Raw genomic sequence first — 18,660 nt, 5'->3', positions numbered from 1 at the left:
AAGCCCGTGATAGCATCCGCGCCTATGAAGTTTCCAGGAAGATTTACCAGTGGCGTGCTCATGCTGTTAACCAGCTGCGCGGCGCTGGCGCAAAGTGAATTGGACGTGCGGATCAAACCGTCCAACGATGAACTCAAGGCCAATATAGAAGGTTATATCGGCAGCCTCGGCGATCGTGACGAACAAGCCTTGCTGCGCTTCAGTCGCGGGGCCGAGGAGCAGGCGCGCAAAGCCGCGCAGGCCTTGGGTTATTACCAGCCGCAGATCGACAGTGACGTGAAGGGCGGCGAAAAACCGCGCCTGGTGCTGAACATCGATCCCGGCGAACCGATTCGTCTGCGCAACGTCACCATCCGCGTCGATGGGCCTGCCGCCTCCCTCAAATCCTTTCGTGTGCCGAGCAGTGACACGCTCAAGTCCGGCGCCGTGCTCAACCATGGGCGTTATGAAGACGCCAAACGCCTGATCCAGAACCAGGCCTCGCGCTTCGGCTTTTTCAGTGGCCATTTCACCAGCCAGAAACTTTTGGTCGACCCGCGTGCCGGGGTGGCCGACGTTGAATTGATCTACGACAGCGGCCCGCGTTATGCGCTGGGCAAAGTCAGTTTCGAGGGCGATACGCCGTTCGACGAAGACCTGCTGCAACGCATGGTGCCGTTCAAGGCTGGCGATCCGTATGACTCCGAGCTGATCGCCGAACTCAACCGCGACCTGCAATCGAGTGGCTATTTCGAAGGCGTGCGCGTCGATGCGGCGCCGACGGCGGCGAAAAACGACGTGATCCCGGTCGACGTCAAACTCGACACGCGCAAACCACGCACCATGGGCCTGGGCCTCGGTTATTCGACCGACGTCGGCCCGCGGATCAAGGCCAACTGGACGCGCCACTGGGTCAACCCGCAGGGCGACAGTTACGGCTGGGAAGCCGAGTTGTCGGCGCCACGGCAGAACGTCGGATTGTTCTATGACATCCCGCTTGACCCGCCGCTGACCGACAAACTGCGCTGGGCCGGTGGTTATCAATACGAAGACATCGACGGCTCCGACACCCTGAGCAAGCTGCTGACGTTTGGCCCGGAATGGCACAGCAAGTTGCCCAGCGGCTGGCAGCGAGTGATCTCGCTGAAATGGCAGCGCGAAGAATATGAACTCGGCGACGACTCCGGCCTGAGTACCTTGCTGATGCCCGGCATCAGTTACTCGTACCTGAAAAGCGACAACCGCATCGACCCGCACAACGGCTATCGCCTGACCTTTGAAAGCAAGGTGGCGAAGGAGGGCCTCGGTTCGGACAACAACCTCTTATATGGCACGGCGTTGATCAAAGGCCTGACCACGGTGTTCGACAACCACCGCTTCCTCGGTCGGGTGCAGGTCGGCGGCAGCGCCACCAATGGTTACAACTCGGTACCGCCGTCCCTGCGTTTCTTCGCCGGTGGCGATCAGAGCGTGCGCGGTTACGACTACCAAAGTCTGTCCCCGGAGAACTCCAAGGGCGACCGTATTGGCGGACGCTACATGGTCGCCGGCAGCGTCGAGTACCAGTATTCGATTGCCGAGAAGTGGCGGGTCGCGACCTTCGTCGACCAGGGCAACTCCTTCAACAAACTCGAACTGCCGAACCTCAAGACCGGGGTCGGTATCGGTGTGCGCTGGGTCTCGCCGGTGGGGCCGATCCGCCTCGACCTGGCCCACGCGCTGGACGACGACGGCGGCATCCGGCTGCACTTTTCCATGGGGCCTGAGCTGTGAAGCGTGGTTTGAAAATTACCGCTCTGGCGCTGTTGGCGCTGGTGTTATTGATCGTACTGAGCATCAGCGCGGTACTCGGGACGCAGGCCGGCAGCCGTTGGGCGCTGAGCCTGGTGCCGGGTTTGAGCGTGGAGAATTTCCAGGGCCGTCTTGGTGGCCAATGGAGCGCCGATCATCTGCTGTGGCAGCAGGACAGCAGTCGCGTCGAGCTGAATCAGGCGATCTTCGCCTGGTCACCGCTGTGCCTGACCCGCATGACTTTGTGCATCGAACAGCTCAAGGCCGATCAGGTAATTCTGCAATTCCCGCCGAGTGAAGAAACCACTGAAAGCGGCCCGATCAAACTGCCGGATCTGCAACTGCCGGTGGCCATCGAACTCGGCGACGTACAAGTCGGCAGCCTGCTGTTCAACGGCAGCGAGCAGCTCAAGGGCCTGCAACTGGCGGCGCACTGGACCGCCCAGGGCATGCAGATCGACAGCGTGAAATTGCAGCGCGACGACCTCAGCCTGAACCTCTCCGGCCTGCTGCAACCGACCGGCAACTGGCCGCTGAACATCGCCGGTGACCTGAGCCTGCCGTCCCCAGGCACTGGCCCATGGACGCTGGCGTTGAAAGTCGACGGCGATCTGCTGAAAACCCTCAACCTGCACGCCGACAGCCACGGTTACCTCGACGGCCAGTTGAGCGGCGAACTGCAACCGCTGGCGGAAAACCTGCCGGCCAAGGTGCGTATCACCTCCGAGGCATTCAAACCGAGCGCCGATCTGCCGGACACTCTGCAACTCAATCAACTGGTTTTGACCGGCGAAGGTGACTTGAAAAACGGTTACCAGTTAAACGGCAATGCCACGCTGCCCGCCGATAAAGGCCCGGTGGCGCTGCTGCTCAAAGGCAAGGTCGATGCCAGCGGCGCGCAGATCGCCGGCCTCGACCTGACGGCCAACGATAAGCAAAGCCTCAAGCTCACCGGCAGCGTTGACTGGAGCAAAGGCCTCACGGCTCAGGCCAACATCAACTGGCAGGATTTCCCGTGGCATCGGCTGTATAACGAAATCGACGAGCCGCAAGTTGCCTTGCGTACCTTCACCGGCGAAGTCTCCTACACCGACGGTCAGTACCTCGGTAACTTCGCCGCCGACTTCGATGGCCCGGCGGGGGCGTTCAGCCTGAGCAGTCCGTTCAGCGGCAGCCTGAAACAGATCGCCTTGCCGCAATTGAAAATGGAAGCCGGGCAGGGCAAGGCCGAAGGTCATGTCAACGTGCAGTTCGCCGACGGCATCGCCTGGGACACGGCGCTGGATCTATCGGCACTCAACCCGGCGTACTGGGTTGCGGAGCTGCCGGGCACCTTGGCCGGGCCACTGAAAAGCAAAGGCGAAATGAAGAACGAGCGCTTGAGCCTCACCGCCGATCTCGACCTCAAGGGCAAATTGCGCGGGCAACCGGCCGTCCTCCAGGCCAAGGCTGACGGTGCCGGTGAGCAATGGAATCTCAACGCCCTGCAAATCCGCCTCGGCGATAACAGCATCAGCGGCAAAGGCAGCCTGCAACAGAAACTCACCGGCCAGATCGACATCAAACTGACGCGTCTGGCCCAGCTCTGGCCGCAGCTGCGGGGGCAGGTCACGGGTCAGGTCAACGTTGCCGGTACGCTGAAAGCACCGCAAGGCAAACTCGGCCTGCAAGGTTCGCAACTGGCGTTCCAGGACAATCGCCTGCAAAGCCTCAACCTCGACGCCACGCTAGACAGTGCACAGCGGGTGAAGATCGACCTCAAGGGCAGCGGCATTCAGGCCGGCGATACCAATCTTGGCGTGTTGACCGCCAGCGCGCAGGGCGACATCAAGAGCCAGAAACTCAACCTCGACCTGCTCGGGCCGAAGTTGAAACTGGCCCTCGGCCTTGATGGCAATCTGGACAAGGGTAACTGGCGCGGTCGTTTGGCCAGCGGCGATATTCAGGCCGGCGGCCAGGACTGGAAACTGCAGAGCCCGGCCAAACTCGAACGCCTCGCCGACGGCAAGATCAACTTCGGCGCGCATTGCTGGATGTCCGGCAATGCCAGTCTGTGCGGTGAAGATCAGCGCCTGCTGCCGGAGCCGAAACTGCGTTACCACCTCAAGCAGTTCCCGATTGAAAGCCTCGCACAATGGCTACCGAAAGACTTCGCCTGGCAGGGCAAGCTCAACGCCGACCTGCAACTGGACCTGCCAGCCAGCGGCCCCAACGGCGTGGTCAGCGTCGACGCCAGCGGCGGCACCTTGCGCATGAAGGAAAAGGATCAGTGGCTGGACTTCCCGTACCAGACCCTGAAGCTCACCAGCAAACTCACACCGAAGCGCGTGGACACCGAACTCAACTTCGTCGGCGGCAAGCTCGGCGAATTGATGGTGCAGGCACAGCTCAATCCGTTGCCGAAAAACAAACCGCTGAGTGGTTCTTTCCGTCTCAGCGGGCTGGACCTTTCGGTGGCGCGGCCGTTTGTGCCGATGGTCGAGAAACTGACCGGGCGCCTCAACGGCAGCGGCACGATATCCGGCGGACTGCTGGCGCCGCTGGTCAACGGCACGGTGAAGCTCAGTGACGGCGAAGTCTCCGGCGCCGAGCTGCCGATGGAACTCAAAGACCTGCAACTGCAGGCGGTGATTGCCGGTGAATCGGTGCGTCTGGACGGCGGCTGGAAGAGTGGCAAGAGCGGGCAGGGCAGCCTGAACGGTAACGTCGCCTGGGGCCAGGCGCTGGTGGTCGATCTGGCGCTCAAGGGCACGCAATTGCCGGTCACCGTTGAACCGTACGCCAAGCTTGAAGTGGCGCCGGACCTGAAAATTTCCATGGCCGGCGATGAGCTGAAGATTGCCGGCAAGGTACAGGTGCCGCGAGGCGAAATCACCGTGCGTGAACTGCCGCCATCGACGGTAAAGGTTTCCGACGACACGATCATCGTCGGCGCGCAGACCGAAGAGGGCAAACCACCGCTGGCGATGAAAATGGACATCGACGTGGTGGTCGGCGAAGACAAACTGAGCTTCGCCGGGTTCGGCCTGACCGCCAACCTGCAAGGTCACGTGCACATCGGCGACAACATGGACACCCGTGGCGAGCTGTGGCTCAACGACGGCCGTTACCGCGCCTACGGCCAGCGCCTGAACGTGCGCCGTGCGCGTCTGTTGTTTGCCGGCCCGATCGATCAGCCGTATCTGGACATCGAAGCGATCCGCCAGACCGACGACGTGATCGCCGGTATCCGCCTGAGCGGCAGCGCCGAGCAACCGACCACGCAAATCTTCTCTGAACCGGCGATGAGTCAGGAGCAGGCGTTGTCGTATCTGGTGCTCGGGCGACCGTTGAGCACCAACGGCGAAGACAACAACATGCTCGCGCAAGCGGCGTTGGGTCTGGGCTTGATGGGCAGTTCCGGGGTCACCAGCGGCCTGGCCAAAGACCTTGGGATTCAGGACTTCCAGCTCGACACCCAAGGCAGCGGCAACACCACCAGCGTGGTCGCCAGCGGTAATATTTCCGAGAAGCTCAGCTTGCGTTATGGCGTCGGCGTGTTCGAGCCAGCCAACACCATCGCGCTGCGCTACAAGCTGAGCAAGAAGGTATATGTCGAGGCGGCGAGTGGCGTGGCCAGTTCGCTGGATATCTTCTACAAGCGCGATTTCTGAGAACTGGGCCAATAGCCGGGTCGTGACGCTGCGATCCGGTTTTTCCAGGATGTATTAGACTCACCGAACCCTCAAAACCTTGCCGGTTGCGCCTATGGTCCGCTTGAGTATGGTCTTGCTCGGTAATGACTTTGTCCGTAACCGTTGGTCGACGCTGGCGCTGACCGGCATTGTCTGGGGCGCGGCCGGGGTGGCGATCTTCATCGATGCACTGGACGGCGTGCTGTATTTTCCGCTGCATGTCTTTGGCTATCTGCTGTTACTCGAGGCCCTGATTATCCTGCTGGTGCCAGCACCGCAGACCGGCACCGCCGCCGCTTTGCGCAAGGCGCGCGGTCTGGCGTTCCTGCTGCTTGGGCTGCTGATCGTCGACCGGCAACATGTCGCCAGCCTGATTCTGGCAGTGCTGTTCGGTGTGGCGTTTCTGCTCGATGGCGGCTTTCGGCTGGCGGCTGCGGTGGTGGTGCGCTTTGTCGGTTGGCGATTGTCGCTGCTCACCGGATTGTTCGAAATCACCTTTGGCCTGTTCATCCTCGAACCGTATCCGACGTTGTATAAGGGCACGGTGCCTTTCTGCATTGGCATGAGCATCTTTCTTTCGGGCTGCGCGTTGTTGCGCCAATCACTGCGCTTCAAACACCAGCCACCGTTGGCGAGTCCGGCCTCGGTCGGTGGGCCGGCCCCCAGCACAGCGCTGGTGATCCATGTCTGGACCCCCAGCGGCACCGTCGATGACACTCTGGTGCGCAATCGCCTGCTCAACCGCTATATCGCCGCGGTCGACATCAACGGCGTGATCTCCGCCGGCCACGCGGCGCTGGAATGTGGCCCGGACATTTACATCAGCCATTACCCGCTGGACGACATCGATCGTTCGGCGGGGGATTTCGTGCGCTTGCTGCGGGCGACGCCGAACAACGATGTCGCCGGGCGGTTTCTGCCGGACTATGCGGGGGAGGTGGCCGACTGGTGCCCGTCTTCGGTTCAGGTCAGTTTTGCTCACTATGACGCCCGGCGGTTGCAGGCGTTCTGGGCTGAGTATCGACAGAACAGCACATACAACCTCACCAGCCGCAACTGCTCGAGTGCCGTCGCCCACAGCCTCGAAGCAGCCCTTGAAGGGGCGATGAATCGCGGGCATTCGAGCATGCTCGATTTCGCCAGAGTGATCCTCAGCCCCGAGTTCTGGGTGGCGGCGCAGGTGCGTAAACGCGCCGAAGTGATGGCCTGGACGCCCGGTCTGGTGCTCGATTATGCACGGGCGTTGCATGCCGCCATCGAGCCGGCACCGCCGGGCTGGCACAGCATGTATGCGGTGATCAAACGCGCTTGCGGTTATGCGCTGACGGCCTTGCGCGGGCGCGAAGTGCATCCCCTCCAGCCGCCGGCTGTGCATCCTTCCGACAAATCCTGACCGACGTTACACCGAGTCGCTGCCTTCGCGAGCAAGCTCGCTCCCACATTGATCCATGTATGCATGAGATCCCTGTGGGAGCGAGCTTGCTCGCGAAAGCGTCAGTGCGGGCAACACAAAAACCCAGTCCACTGGTCAACTAATTACAAAGCAACCTAACTATTACGTTGACATTCGCTGCCTAGGCAGTAACATCTCGACATACATTCACTGCCTAGGCAGTTATTAGGTGAGCACATGAAGCATTTCACCCCGGACGAATTCAAACATTGCCATCTCGGCCTGTTGCTCGGCCGTGCCGCGCTGCTCAAGGACCGGATCATCGACACCCACATGGAACCCCACGGCATCACAGCCGCGCAATTCAAGGTGTTGATCATCATGGCCCAGTTCGGCGTCGACACCCCGGCCGAGCTGTGCCGGCATTTGTCGCTGGACAGCGGTTCGATGACACGCATGCTCGATCGTCTGGAGCAGAAAGGCTTCCTGGTTCGCCAACGCAGCGAAGGCGATCGCCGTCAGGTGCAGCTCAAGCTCACCGAGCAGGGCCAGCAACTGGCCGATCGCCTGCCGCACATCGGCGCCGATGCGATGAATGAACTGGCCGGTGCCGTCACTACGGACGAGTTGAAGACCCTGGAATACATCCTCAAGAAAATCCTGCTGGCAGCCGGTGACCCGATCACTATCCAGCGGTTAGGTGAACACAATGAGCGGTAAAACCTTGCGCACCAGCCTGACCCTGGTGCTGTCGGCGATGATCCTCGCCGGCTGCGCCAATTACAGCGGCCTCGACACTCAAGGCAAAAGCCTGGATGCGAAAAGCCTCAACGCCAGCCAGTCCCTCAACGGCGTGACCCTGTCGCCGGCCGCGTGGCCAAAAAGCGACTGGTGGACCAGCCTCGGCGACCCGCAACTCGACGGGCTGATCCGCGAAGCGCTGCACGACAGCCCGGACATGCAGATCGCCGAAGCCCGCGCGCATCAGGCCAGCGCCGCCGCGTATGCCGCCGATGCCGAACGCTATCCGACCCTCGACGCCAGCGCCGGCATCAGCCGTTCGCGCCTGGCCAAGGATCAGGACCCGCGAGGGCAGGGCGATGCCTACGCCACCGTGCGTAACGTCAGCGCCGGTTTCAATTACAACTTCGACCTGTGGGGCGGCCAGCGTGATGCCTGGGAAGCTGCACTCGGTCAGGCTCGCGCTGCCGAAGTCGACCGTCAGGCCGCGCAATTGACCCTCGCCGCCGACGTGGCCCGGGCCTACAGCGATCTGGGTCAGGCGCATATCGTTTACGACCTGGCCAACGACGATCTGAAACGCACCAAACAGATGCTCGATCTGAGCCAGCGCCGCTTGAGTGCCGGGATCGACAGCCAGTACCAGTTCCAGCAAACCCAAAGCCTTGAGGCCAGTTCCGAAGCCAGCCTGATCGACGCTGAAAAACGTCTGAACAGCGCGAAAATCGCCCTGGCCGTACTGCTCGGCAAAGGCCCGGATCGCGGCAACGAAATTGCTCGACCGAAAGTTCTGCAAGCCAGCGCCGTGGCGGTGCCGTCGGTGTTGCCGGCGGAACTGCTTGGTCGGCGTCCGGATCTGGTCGCTGCGCGCTGGCGCGTTGAGGCCGCGAGCAAGGACATCGACTCGGCGAAAACCCGCTTCTATCCCAACTTGAACCTCACGGCTTCGGCCGGTGCCGAATCCTTGTTGGGTGACGCGATGTTCGGGTCGGCCAGTCGCTTCTTCAGCATCGCCCCGACCATTTCGGTGCCGATCTTCGACGGCGGGCGCCTGCGCGCCAACCTCGATGCGCGCGACGCCGATTACGATCTGGCGGTGGCGCAGTACAACAAAAGTCTGGTGAAAGCACTGGGCGATGTCAGCGACACGATCAACCAGTTGCGTGACATCGGCCGGCAGATCGGCGCGCAGCAGCACGCCACCGAGATTGCTCAGGATTCTTACAACACCGTCGTCCAGCGTTACGGTTCCGGCATCGGCAACTACCTGGACGTGCTCAGCATCGAGCAGCAATTGCTGCAAGCCCAGCGTCAGCTGGCCAACCTCAATGCCGAGCAGATCGACCTGTCGATTCAACTGATGCAAGCGCTGGGCGGCGGCTTTCAGGGTGAAACCCTGACCGCAGCCAACGCCACCCCAGCCACGTCGCACAACTAATTCAGGTATTTGTCATGGCCACTGCCGAAAACACCCAAACTCAAACCAACACCCCCGACACCGGCAATCCGCGCAAGCGCAAATTCATGCTGCTGGTGCTGGCCGTCGTGGTCCTGCTCGCCGGTGCTGGCGTGTGGGCGTATCACGAATTCATCGGGCGCTTCAACGAGAGCACCGACGACGCCTACGTCAACGGCAACGTCGTGGAGATCACCCCGCTGGTGACCGGCACCGTGGTCAGCATTGGCGCTGACGATGGTGATCTGGTTCACGAAGGTCAGGTGCTGATCAACTTTGACCCGAACGACGCCGAAGTCGGCCTGCAAAGTGCCCAGGCGAAACTGGCGCGCACTGTACGTCAGGTGCGCGGCCTGTACAGCAACGTCGATGGCATGAAAGCCCAGGTCAACGCGCAACAGGCTGAGGTGCAGAAGGCTCAGGACAATTACAACCGCCGGAAAAACCTCGCTGCTGGCGGGGCGATTTCCCAGGAAGAACTGTCCCACGCCCGCGACGACCTGACCTCGGCGCAAAACGCCCTGGCCAACGCCAAGCAGCAACTGAAAACCACCAGCGCGCTGGTCGATGACACCGTGGTTTCGTCGCACCCGGACGTGATGTCCGCCGCTGCCGATCTGCGTCAGGCGTACCTGACCAACGCCCGTAGCACCCTGATCGCGCCAGTCACCGGTTACGTCGCCAAGCGCACCGTGCAACTCGGTCAGCGCGTACAGCCGGGCACCGCGCTGATGGCGGTGATTCCGCTGGATCAACTGTGGATCGATGCCAACTTCAAGGAAACCCAATTGCGTGACATGCGCATCGGTCAACCGGTGGACATCGAGTCCGACATCTACGGCAGCAGCGTGAAGTACAGCGGCACCGTCGACAGCCTCGGCGCCGGTACCGGCAGCGCGTTCGCCCTGTTGCCGGCGCAGAACGCCACCGGTAACTGGATCAAAATCGTGCAGCGTGTGCCGGTGCGGATTCACATCAACGCCGAAGAACTGGCCAAGCACCCGCTGCGGGTCGGGCTGTCGACCAACGTTGAAGTGAACCTGCACGACCAGAGCGGCCCGGTGCTGGCCCAGCAACCGCCGCAAAAGGCCTCGTTCAGCACCAACGTTTACGACCGCCAACTGGCCGAAGCCGACGCGATGATTGCGCAACTGATCCACGACAACAGCGCTGCGGTGAGCAAGACCGCGCAACGCTGAATCTTCCCCCTGTGGGAACAGGTTCTCAAGGTGATGAGATTTACTGTGGTGAGGGGATTTATCTCCGATGGACTGCGCAGCAGACCCAGCTTTTCTGAATCAAAGGAGGGGCCGCTTCGCGACCCATCGGGGATAAATCCCCTCACCACAGATGAACTTCCTCATCACAAGGGCCTGTTCCTTATGGGCAACTGCTTCTTTAACAGACGCAGCGTCAACCCGGTTTCATAGGATTCACAATGAGCAATAACGCCTCTTTCACGCCGCCCAGCCTGTTGCTCAGCACCATCGGCCTGTCGCTGGCGACGTTCATGCAAGTGCTCGACACCACCATCGCCAACGTGGCGCTGCCGACGATTTCCGGCAACCTCGGGGTGAGTTCGGAGCAGGGCACCTGGGTGATCACCTCGTTTGCCGTGAGCAACGCCATCGCGCTGCCGCTGACCGGTTGGCTCAGCCGCCGTTTCGGCGAGGTGAAGCTGTTTCTCTGGGCCACCATTCTGTTCGTGCTGGCCTCGTTTCTCTGCGGCATCTCCACCTCGATGCCGGAACTGATCGGTTTCCGCGTGCTGCAAGGCCTGGTGGCCGGGCCGCTGTACCCGATGACGCAAACCCTGTTGATTGCGGTCTATCCCCCCGCGAGGCGCGGCATGGCCCTGGCGTTGCTGGCGATGGTCACGGTGGTCGCGCCGATTGCCGGGCCCATCCTTGGTGGCTGGATCACTGACAGCTACAGCTGGCCGTGGATCTTCTTCATCAACGTACCGATCGGCATCTTTGCGGTGATGGTGGTGCGCTCGCAACTGGCCAAGCGCCCGGTGGAGACCAGTCGCCAACCGATGGACTACGTCGGCCTGATCACGTTGATCATCGGCGTCGGCGCGTTGCAGGTGATCCTCGACAAGGGCAATGACCTGGACTGGTTCGAGTCGAACTTCATCATCATCGGCGCGGCGATTTCGGTGATCGCCTTGGCAGTGTTTGTGATCTGGGAAATGACCGACCAGCATCCGGTGGTGAATCTGCGCCTGTTCGCCTACCGCAACTTCCGCATCGGCACGCTGGTGCTGGTCCTTGGATACGCCGGTTTCTTCGGCATCAACCTGATCCTGCCGCAGTGGCTGCAAACCCAGATGGGTTACACCGCGACCTGGGCCGGTCTGGCGGTGGCGCCGATCGGGATTCTGCCGGTGTTGCTGTCGCCGTTTGTCGGCAAGTACGCGAACAAGTTCGACCTGCGCCTGCTGGCTGGTCTGGCGTTCCTGGCGATTGGCCTGAGCTGCTTCATGCGCGCCGAGTTCACCAACGAGGTGGACTTCCAGCACATCGCTCTGGTGCAGCTGTTCATGGGTATCGGCGTGGCGCTGTTCTTCATGCCGACCCTGAGCATCCTGATGTCCGACCTGCCGCCAAGCCAGATCGCCGACGGCGCAGGCCTGGCAACCTTCCTGCGCACCTTGGGCGGCAGCTTTGCGGCATCGTTGACCACGTGGATCTGGATCCGCCGCGCCGATCAGCATCATGCGTACATGAGCGAAAGCATCAGTACCTTCGAACCGGCGACCCGCGAGACCTTGAACCATTTAGGCGGCGCGAGCCAATCGGCGTACGCGCAGATGGATCAGATCCTCACCAGTCAGGCGTACATGCTCTCCACCGTGGATTACTTCACGCTGCTGGGCTGGGGCTTCATGGGGCTGATTCTGATTGTGTGGCTGGCGAAGCCGCCGTTTGCGGCGAAGGCCGGGCCTGCTGCTTCAGGACACTAAGGTCAAAAGCCCCTCACCCTAACCCTCTCCCGGAGGGAGAGGGGACTGACTGAGGGTTTCTTTCGAGGTCCGCCGACCTGAGCCACCGAGTTGAACTCAGGTTTTGAATAGCATGAAGATCGGCTCCCTTTCCCCCTCGCCCCCCTGGGGGAGAGGGCTGGGGTGAGGGGGGGCGATCTTCAGCCGTGCGGCAGGGCCGGCGGCGGAGCAAAATCGAACGGTGCCAGGGCATACCCGTTCTCATCCACCTGCAACGCCCAACCCTGACGATCCCAGTCCCCCAGCACAATCCGCTTCGCCGCCTGCTCGCCGAGTTGCAGCTTGTGGATCGCCGGACGATGGGTATGCCCGTGAATCAGGGTTTTCACCGCGTATTGCTGCATGATCCGCGGAATTTCCTCAGGTGTGACATCAACAATGTCATTGGCCTTCATCCGCGTCTGCGCGCGGCTTTCGCTGCGCAGCTTGCGCGCCAGTTTGTGGCGGGTGCTCAGCGGCAGGTGGCGCAGGATGAACAGGGTGATCGGGTTACGCAGGTAGCGGCGCAGCTTCATGTAGGCTTCGTCGCGGGTGCACAGGCTGTCGCCGTGCATCAGCAGCACCGGCTCGCCGTAAAACTGCACGACACTCGGGTCCTTCAACAGGGTGCAGCCGGCTGCTTTGCAGAAGGCCTTGCCGAGCAGGAAGTCGCGATTGCCGTGCATGAGAAAGATCGCCGTGCCGCTGTCGCTCAGTTCGCGCAGGGCCAGGCAGATGGAACGCTGGAAGGGCGTCATGGCATCGTCGCCAATCCACGCCTCGAAAAAGTCGCCGAGGATGTACAACGCACTCGCCGAGCGGGCGCGTCCGGCGAGCAAATCCAGAAACGCCCGGGTAATGTCCGGGCGCTCCTCTTCCAGATGCAAGTCTGAAATCAGCAATATCACGCTTCGATGATCTCGGCTTTCTCGATGATCACGTCGTCTTTCGGCACGTCCTGGTGACCGGCCTTGGAAGTGGTGGCCACGCCTTCGATCTTGTCGACCACGTCGGTACCGGCAACGACTTTACCGAACACGGCGTAACCCCAGCCCTGAGCGGTCTTGGCGGTGTGGTTGAGGAAGCTGTTGTTGGTGGCGTTGATGAAGAACTGCGCCGAGGCCGAGTGCGGGTCCATGGTGCGGGCCATGGCCAGGGTGTACTTCTCGTTCTTCAGGCCGTTGTCGGCTTCGTTCTGGATGCTCGGGCGCTTGTCTTTCTTTTCCTGCATGCCAGGCTCGAAACCGCCGCCCTGGATCATGAAACCCTTGATGACGCGGTGGAAAATCACGTTCTCGTAGTGACCGTTTTTAACGTATTCGAGGAAGTTGGCAGCGGTGATCGGCGCTTTTTCCGCGTCCAGTTCGATGACGATGTCGCCGTAGTTGGTGGTCAGTTTGACTTGAGTCATGATCGGTGCTCTTTTTCAATGAAGCGTTTTATAAGGAATTCGTGGTTTTCGGACACTGCGTCCCGAAACCGGTTCAGCCTGCTTCGGCCAAGGTGCGCAGTTTAGCGTGACAGGCGCGAATTTCGAGGCTGTTTTTCATATCCCGGCGATTAAATGCGCTCCTTTATAGGCCGCGCTCTGTCAGGCCCTTGACAGCATCGGCTATGATAGCGGCTTTGTTTTGTCTGGCCCCCTTTGCGGCCGCGCACATGTAAGTCAAGGATCCTATGAGCAAGCCCACTGTCGACCCTACCTCGAATGCCAAGTCCGGCCCTGCCGTGCCGGTCAATTTCCTGCGGCCGATCATCCAGGCAGACCTGGACTCGGGCAAGCACACCCAGATCGTCACCCGTTTTCCGCCTGAGCCCAACGGCTACCTGCACATCGGCCACGCCAAGTCGATCTGCGTGAACTTCGGCCTGGCCCAGGAGTTCGGCGGCGTCACGCACCTGCGTTTCGACGACACCAACCCGGCCAAGGAAGACCAGGAATACATTGACGCGATCGAATCCGACGTCAAATGGCTGGGCTTCGAGTGGTCCGGCGAAGTGCGCTACGCCTCGCAGTATTTCGACCAGTTACACGACTGGGCGGTCGAGCTGATCAAGGCCGGCAAGGCCTACGTCGACGACCTGACCCCTGAGCAGGCCAAGGAATACCGTGGCAGCCTGACCGAGCCGGGCAAGAACAGCCCGTTCCGCGACCGTTCGGTAGAAGAGAATCTCGACTGGTTTGCGCGCATGCGCGCCGGTGAGTTCCCGGACGGTGCCCGCGTGCTGCGCGCGAAGATCGACATGGCCTCGCCGAACATGAACCTGCGTGACCCGATCATGTACCGCATCCGCCACGCTCATCACCATCAGACCGGTGACAAGTGGTGCATCTACCCGAACTATGACTTCACCCACGGTCAGTCCGACGCCATCGAAGGCATCACCCACTCGATCTGCACCCTGGAATTCGAAAGCCATCGTCCGCTGTACGAGTGGTTCCTGGAAAACCTGCCGGTGCCGGCCAACCCGCGCCAGTACGAATTCAGCCGTCTGAACCTGAACTACACCATCACCAGCAAGCGCAAGCTCAAGCAACTGGTCGATGAAAAGCACGTGCACGGCTGGGACGACCCACGCATGTCGACGCTGTCGGGTTTCCGCCGTCGCGGCTACACCCCGGCATCGATCCGTAACTTCTGCGACATGGTCGGCACCAACCGTTCCGATGGCGTGGTCGACTTCGGCATGCTCGAGTTCAGCATCCGTCAGGACCTGGACGCCAACGCGCCGCGCGCCATGTGCGTGCTGCGTCCGTTGAAAGTGGTGATCACCAATTACCCGGAAGGTCAGGTCGAAAACCTCGAACTGCCGCGTCATCCGCAGAAAGAAGAACTCGGCGTGCGCCAGCTGCCGTTCGCCCGTGAAATCTACATCGACCGCGATGACTTCATGGAAGAACCGCCAAAGGGCTACAAGCGCCTGGAGCCGAACGGCGAAGTGCGTCTGCGTGGCAGCTACGTGATCCGTGCCGACGAAGCGATCAAGGACGCCGACGGCAACATCGTCGAGCTGCGTTGCTCGTACGACCCGGACACCCTCGGCAAGAACCCTGAAGGCCGCAAGGTCAAAGGCGTGATCCACTGGGTGCCGGCCGCTGCCAGCATCGAGTGCGAAGTGCGTCTGTACGATCGCCTGTTCCGTTCTCCGAACCCGGAGAAGGCCGAAGACAGCGCGAGTTTCCTCGACAACATCAACCCTGACTCACTGCAAGTGCTGACCGGTTGTCGTGCTGAGCCATCGCTTGGCAACGCACAGCCGGAAGACCGTTTCCAGTTCGAGCGCGAAGGCTACTTCGTCGCCGACATCAAGGACTCGAAACCAGGTCAGCCGGTATTCAACCGTACCGTGACCCTGCGTGATTCGTGGGGCCAGTGATTTAGCGTCAAGGAAATATAAAGTGCTGACGATCTACAACACGCTCACCAAGAGCAAAGAAGTCTTCAAGCCGCTGGATGGCAACAAGGTGCGCATGTACGTGTGCGGCATGACCGTGTACGACTACTGCCACCTCGGCCACGGCCGCAGCATGGTCGCGTTCGACCTGGTGACCCGCTGGTTGCGCTTCAGCGGTTACGACCTGACCTACGTGCGCAACATCACCGACATCGACGACAAGATCATCAATCGTGCCCGCGAGAACGGTGAGTCGTTCGAAGCGCTGACCGAGCGCATGATCGCGGCGATGCACGAAGACGAAGCGCGCCTGAACATCAAGAAGCCGGACATGGAACCGCGCGCCACGGATCACATTCCGGGCATGCACGCGATGATCCAGACCCTGATCGACAAGGGCTTCGCTTACGCCCCGGGCAATGGCGACGTGTACTACCGCGTCGCCAAGTTCATGGGCTACGGCAAGCTGTCGCGCAAGAAGATCGAAGACCTGCGCATCGGTGCGCGCATCGAAGTCGACGAATCGAAAGAAGATCCGCTGGACTTCGTCCTGTGGAAAGCCGCCAAGCCGGGCGAGCCGAGCTGGGAATCGCCGTGGGGCGCCGGGCGTCCGGGCTGGCACATCGAGTGCTCGGTGATGTCTACCTGCTGCCTCGGTGAGACCTTCGACATCCATGGCGGCGGCAGCGACCTCGAGTTCCCGCACCATGAAAACGAAATCGCCCAGAGCGAAGCGGCCACCGGCAAGACCTACGCCAACGCGTGGATGCATTGCGGCATGATCCGTATCAATGGCGAGAAGATGTCCAAGTCCTTGAACAACTTCTTCACCATTCGCGACGTGCTCGACAAGTACCACCCGGAAGTCGTGCGTTACCTGCTGGTGTCGAGCCACTACCGCAGCGCGATCAACTACTCGGAAGACAACCTCAAGGACGCCAAGGGCGCACTCGAGCGTTTCTACCACGCGTTGAAAGGCCTGCCGAGCGTGGCCCCGGCCGGCGGCGAAGCCTTCGTCGAGCGTTTCACCACGGTGATGAACGACGACTTCGGCACGCCGGAAGCCTGCGCGGTGCTGTTCGAGATGGTGCGTGAGATCAACCGTCTGCGCGAGAGCGATCTCGACGCGGCGGCCGGTCTGGCGGCACGTCTGAAAGAACTGGCGAGCGTGCTGGGCGTGTTGCAGCTGGAAGCCGATGACTTCCTGCAAGCGGGCGCCGAAGGGCGTGTCGATGCCGCTGAAGTCGACGCGCTGATTGCTGCACGTCTGGCGGCACGCGCCGGCAAGGACTGGGCCGAATCCGACCGCATCCGCGACCAGCTCACCGCCATGGGCGTGGTGCTGGAAGACGGCAAGGGCGGCACGACCTGGCGTCTGGCTGACTGATTGCCTGATCCGCTTTAAAACAAAACCCGCCTTGTGCGGGTTTTTGTTTTTCCGGGGGCATAAGTTAGAGCTAGGTATTTAGTTGGTGTGGTTTTTGAAATTCTGATATGTGATTTCCGGGCCTGCCAAAGCGGTTAATCACTCTCATCGCTTTTCGAAGCGGAATCTTTATACATCGCATTAATCAAGACAATATGCTTGGATTCACTCAGTCCGTTTTTTGTGAGTATTCTCTGAACTTTGTCTCTTTCAGAAAAGTTGAAGTATAGTATGACCATTATAGGTGGGTTCGTGGCTCTGGAAGCATCGCTATAGATTTTTGCTTGATGTTTTATGTTTTTCTCCATATGCGAGTTTTTTGCAAGCTTAAACTCAATTATGGTTTTGTCGTCGCTTCCATAAGATACGAGAAAGTCTGCAGGGCCTCTTCCGTTGTTGACTTCTGCGTCTGAACTGTATTTTGAAGCAAACCATGTTAGTTTGAACATGATTTGTAGATCACTTTCTCTCGATATTGGTTTTTTATTTACATAGAAAAGGCGATACCCATCTTGCTTTTCGATTACATGCTTGAGATGCATTACCCGTTGCATTCCGGCTTCGTAGCTGTCCGGTTCGGTTTCGTAGAATTGATTTTTATCTAGCAAGTCAACTAGCTTGCGAAGATGGTCTTCGAACAGTTTTTGCGCAATAGAAACCTTTTCCAAACTCTCGGATGTAGCCTCCTCTTTACTAGTCTCTCGAATATTGACATATATATCCATTAGGTTTGGGTATTTCAATATTGTTTTTTCAAAGGCAAGGGCTTTTTCATCTTTGGTTGGATCTGAAGGCATTACCTTAGTAATATAAAGGTTTATTTGATCACGTAATTGGTCGTTCGGGACGGAACTTACTACTTGGCTGAAATCTTCAATAAAACCTTTGTGGGATATCCAGGCTTCATCTTTGGTAAGTATTTCAATTGGTGTGAGTAAAACGTATTCAGAGCCGTATTTTGGTAGGGTGTACTGTTTTGATTTCCATGTTTCTGTCGTGTAGTTAAACTCGGCCTTTTGTATTGTGAACTTCTGTAGTTTGCTGGTTGCAATGTGTCTTAGTGAAAATTGTTCCGTATAATATGCAAGGAATCCATGTATTAAGTTGCATGTGAAATCACTGATCTGGTCTTTTCCTACGCCGTGTTTAACAAGTGTGAGTTTGCCTAGGTGTGTTGCTCCACCAGTTTCGTTACCGAAATCAGAAAATACGCCTTTAAAGTTAATTTGCAATGATTTTGCAAACGAAGGGCCGAGTCCTCGACCACTATTGCCTGCCTTGCTAAAGCCGAACCAGTTTTCTTTGACTTCGGGAAACATGTACCAGGATTTGATTAAGCCTGATGGGAGGTCTAGTGCTGATTTTTGCTTAAGAAATAGCATGTACTTTATTATATCGTTGTGTAGCTTCTGAAATGTCTCGTCATCACTATTGAATAGAAGGAATGGGTCTACAAATAACGGAAGGTCGTTTATTAGAGAGATGTTGAAAGCCCCGTGGGACTCAATAAGTTCACGGGGTACGTCAAAAAAATCAGAGAAATAAATCTTGAGTTTGCGCTTGGTAAGTTCCATGTGCTTGTCATTCCTGGTTGATCTGTAAGTTGAATCCCGATTCTTATATTGTTTTATAGTTTGGGTGACATAGTGCCACTATAGGGTTGTCTCTTCGAAAAGCCAATAGGGGCGCATCGCCTGCAATCTCTAGATAGATGGAGGACGTCTTTGTGCTGAAATTTGTTGAAGAAGTGTTAATGAAAAAAGTTTGCTCAGATTCCCGTTTGTAACTGCCTTTCTTCAGCTATATAAGAGATTTTTA

General features: G+C 59.2%; 12 protein-coding genes. 9 read left to right on the top strand and 3 right to left on the bottom strand.

What is annotated here, in order from left to right; all coding sequences use genetic code 11:
• Window positions 1-24 precede the first annotated feature (24 nt).
• The 7 genes from J1G18_RS16495 (at window position 25) to J1G18_RS16465 (ending at window position 12,002) form a co-directional block, all read left to right on the top strand.
• Window positions 25-1,752, top strand: coding sequence for an autotransporter assembly complex protein TamA (locus tag J1G18_RS16495; protein WP_134785984.1), 1,728 nt, complete (start codon window positions 25-27; stop codon window positions 1,750-1,752).
• Complete coding sequence (locus J1G18_RS16490; protein ID WP_223008080.1) at window positions 1,749-5,423, top strand: translocation/assembly module TamB domain-containing protein; 3,675 nt, start codon at window positions 1,749-1,751, stop codon at window positions 5,421-5,423. Before J1G18_RS16495 ends, J1G18_RS16490 begins: the two co-directional genes overlap by 4 nt.
• A 94-nt stretch (window positions 5,424-5,517) precedes the next feature.
• Window positions 5,518-6,837 (top strand): DUF308 domain-containing protein, encoded by a 1,320-nt coding sequence (locus J1G18_RS16485; protein ID WP_135295425.1) that lies wholly within the window; start codon window positions 5,518-5,520, stop codon window positions 6,835-6,837.
• A 237-nt stretch (window positions 6,838-7,074) separates the two neighbouring features.
• Window positions 7,075-7,557, top strand: coding sequence for a MarR family winged helix-turn-helix transcriptional regulator (locus tag J1G18_RS16480; RefSeq protein ID WP_134785987.1), 483 nt, complete (start codon window positions 7,075-7,077; stop codon window positions 7,555-7,557).
• Window positions 7,547-9,016: an efflux transporter outer membrane subunit gene (locus J1G18_RS16475; protein ID WP_098968130.1), complete on the top strand. Its 1,470-nt coding sequence runs from the start codon at window positions 7,547-7,549 to the stop codon at window positions 9,014-9,016. Before J1G18_RS16480 ends, J1G18_RS16475 begins: the two co-directional genes overlap by 11 nt.
• A gap of 14 nt (window positions 9,017-9,030) precedes the next feature.
• A complete protein-coding gene (locus J1G18_RS16470; protein WP_096795658.1) occupies window positions 9,031-10,233 on the top strand; it encodes an efflux RND transporter periplasmic adaptor subunit in 1,203 nt (400 codons plus the stop codon).
• 239 nt (window positions 10,234-10,472) lie between these two features.
• The gene (locus tag J1G18_RS16465) at window positions 10,473-12,002 is read left to right on the top strand and encodes a DHA2 family efflux MFS transporter permease subunit (protein WP_047597558.1); all 1,530 of its coding nucleotides are present in this window, start codon (window positions 10,473-10,475) and stop codon (window positions 12,000-12,002) included.
• 179 nt (window positions 12,003-12,181) lie between these two features.
• Here the strand turns inward: J1G18_RS16465 and lpxH are convergent, their stop codons facing one another.
• Window positions 12,182-12,928 carry a UDP-2,3-diacylglucosamine diphosphatase gene (lpxH, locus tag J1G18_RS16460; protein WP_134785990.1) on the bottom strand — a complete coding sequence of 249 codons (747 nt, stop codon included), beginning with the start codon at window positions 12,926-12,928 and terminating at the stop codon, window positions 12,182-12,184.
• Entirely contained in the window at window positions 12,925-13,431 is a 507-nt protein-coding gene (locus tag J1G18_RS16455) for a peptidylprolyl isomerase (protein ID WP_223008079.1), read from the bottom strand. Before J1G18_RS16455 ends, lpxH begins: the two co-directional genes overlap by 4 nt.
• 266 nt (window positions 13,432-13,697) lie before the next feature.
• Here J1G18_RS16455 and J1G18_RS16450 point away from each other — a divergent pair, with 266 nt between their 5' ends.
• Together J1G18_RS16450 and cysS are read left to right on the top strand one after the other, a co-directional pair.
• Complete coding sequence (locus J1G18_RS16450) at window positions 13,698-15,398, top strand: glutamine--tRNA ligase/YqeY domain fusion protein (protein WP_223008078.1); 1,701 nt, start codon at window positions 13,698-13,700, stop codon at window positions 15,396-15,398.
• A 22-nt stretch (window positions 15,399-15,420) separates the two neighbouring features.
• The gene (gene cysS / locus J1G18_RS16445) at window positions 15,421-16,803 is read left to right on the top strand and encodes a cysteine--tRNA ligase (protein ID WP_047291685.1); all 1,383 of its coding nucleotides are present in this window, start codon (window positions 15,421-15,423) and stop codon (window positions 16,801-16,803) included.
• A 134-nt stretch (window positions 16,804-16,937) separates the two neighbouring features.
• On the opposite strand, the gene J1G18_RS16440 is transcribed toward cysS, so the two are convergent.
• Window positions 16,938-18,416 (bottom strand): hypothetical protein, encoded by a 1,479-nt coding sequence (locus J1G18_RS16440; RefSeq protein WP_223008077.1) that lies wholly within the window; start codon window positions 18,414-18,416, stop codon window positions 16,938-16,940.
• Window positions 18,417-18,660: the final 244 nt, after the last annotated feature.

It is taken from the genome of Pseudomonas sp. MIS38, assembly GCF_019891575.1.
Lineage (GTDB): Bacteria > Pseudomonadota > Gammaproteobacteria > Pseudomonadales > Pseudomonadaceae > Aquipseudomonas > Aquipseudomonas putida_A.
The sequence above is the reverse complement of the archived record's forward strand: the minus strand, read 5'-3'. Positions and strand labels throughout refer to the sequence as shown.